Origin of the sequence: Szabonella alba (assembly GCF_016765775.1) — a bacterium.
In the GTDB taxonomy this organism is placed as follows: Bacteria; Pseudomonadota; Alphaproteobacteria; order Rhodobacterales; family Rhodobacteraceae; genus Szabonella; species Szabonella alba.
Genome location: NZ_JAESVN010000036.1, coordinates 1 through 2,082 on the forward strand (window position 1 = coordinate 1; position 2,082 = coordinate 2,082).

At 60.7% G+C, this 2,082-nt stretch carries 2 protein-coding genes; both read left to right on the forward strand.

Annotation, left to right across the window (positions count from 1 at the left end):
* Positions 1-1,220, forward strand: a 1,220-nt coding sequence (gene istA / locus JL811_RS19775; RefSeq protein ID WP_202690421.1) for an IS21 family transposase, incomplete at its 5' end; no start/stop codon positions are given.
* Positions 1,210-2,010 (forward strand): IS21-like element helper ATPase IstB, encoded by an 801-nt coding sequence (gene istB / locus JL811_RS19780; protein ID WP_202690422.1) that lies wholly within the window; start codon positions 1,210-1,212, stop codon positions 2,008-2,010. The genes istA and istB, both read left to right, overlap by 11 nt.
* The last annotated feature ends 72 nt before the right edge of the window (positions 2,011-2,082 follow it).

The window sequence follows — 2,082 nt, forward strand, 5'->3', positions numbered from 1 at the left end:
GGCGTGCCGATCGGCAGCGCGAGCAGCAGACGACGGGGCGCGGGACCTTTGTGCCGCTGCATTTTGACCCGGGCGATGCCTTCCAGTTTGACTGGAGCGAGGATTTTGCAGTTCTGGGCGGCGAACGCACCAAGCTGCAGATGGCGCATATCAAGCTATCGCACAGCCGGGCCTTTTTGCTGCGAGCCTATCCGTTGCAGACCCACGAGATGCTGTTCGATGCCCATTGGCATGCGTTTCGGGTCTTTGGCGGCGTGCCGAGTCGTGGGATTTACGACAACATGCGCACGGCGGTTGATCGTGTTGGCCGCGGCAAGGAGCGGCAGATCAACATGCGCTTTCTCGCGATGACAAACCACTACGTCTATGAGCCGGAGTTCTGCAATCCGGCTGCGGGCTGGGAGAAGGGGCAAGTCGAGAAGAACGTTCGGGATTCTCGTCACCAAATGCTGCAAGGAATGCCGGACTTTCCTGACCTTGCCGCGCTGAACGTTTGGCTGGAGCAGCGTTGCCTCGAGTTGTGGCAGCAGACCCCGCATGGCAAACGACCCGGCACCATCGCCGATGTCTGGGTCGAAGAGCAGGCGGCCCTGATGCCGCTGCCCGTCGCGTTTGACGGCTTTGTGGAACTGAGTAAACGCGTCTCGCCCACGTGCCTGATCAGCTTTGAGCGCAATCGCTACAGCGTGCCGGCGTCGTTTGCCAACCGGCCTGTCAGCCTGCGGATCTATCCCGATCGTCTGGTGGTGGCGGCCGAAGGCAACATCCTGTGCGAACATGCCCGCGTGATCCAGCGCAGCCATCACCTGCCTCCGAAGACGGTCTACGATTGGCGGCACTATCTGGCGGTTGTTCAGCGCAAGCCAGGGGCGCTTCGCAACGGCGCGCCGTTTGTGGAATTACCGCCTGCGTTCAGACAGTTGCAGGACCACATGCTGCGCAAGCCTGGCGGGGACCGCGAGATGGTCGATATCCTTGCCCTCATTCTGCAGCATGACGAACAGGCCGTGCTCACAGCCGTGGAGCTGTCGCTTACCGAGGGCGTGCCGACCAAGACGCATGTGCTGAACCTGTTGCACCGACTGATCGATGGCAAGGTGATCGGCGGGCCTCCGCTGGACACGCCGCAAGCGCTGGTCCTGCAGCGTGAACCCAAGGCCAATGTCGAACGCTATGACGGGCTGCGCGCCCAGATTGCCGGAGGCCGCCATGCGTCATGATCCCGCCGCCGGTGCCATCGTCATCATGCTGCGCAGCCTCAAAATGTATGGCATGGCCCAAGCCGTGACCGACCTGATCGAACAGGGCGCGCCAGCCTTTGAAGCTGCAATCCCGATGCTTTCGCAACTGCTGAAGGCCGAGTTGGCCGAACGCGAGGTCAGATCGATCGCCTATCACATGAAGTCGGCCCGCTTCCCAGCCTACAAGGATCTTTCGGGTTTTGACTTCGCCGCCAGCGAGATCAATGAAGCCACCGTCCGGACCCTGCACCGCTGCGAGTTCATGGATGGCGCCCAGAACGTGGTCCTGATCGGCGGTCCGGGCACCGGCAAAACACATGTTGCCACCGCCCTCGGCATCCAAGCGATCGAACATCACCGCAGGAAGGTCCGCTTCTTCTCGACCATCGAACTGGTCAACGCGCTCGAACAGGAAAAGGCCAAGGGCAAGGCCGGGCAGATCGCCGAAGGCCTGACCAAGCTGGACCTCGTGATCCTAGACGAGTTGGGATACCTGCCGTTCAGCGCATCAGGCGGGGCCCTGCTGTTCCATCTGCTCAGCAAGCTTTACGAGCGCACCAGCGTCGCCATCACCACCAACCTCAGCTTCAGCGAATGGGCCTCGGTCTTTGGTGATGCCAAGATGACCACGGCTTTGCTCGACCGTCTCACGCACCGTTGTCACATCCTGGAGACCGGAAACGACAGCTTCCGCTTCAAGGCAAGTTCAGCTGCCGCATCCGCAGCAAAGAAAAAGAAGGAGACAACACAGATCTTGACCCCTGCCTGACCCGAAATCCATACTCAAAGCCGGGTCAATTCTCGATGAAAAACCCGGGTCAGTTCTGGGTGAAAATCAACA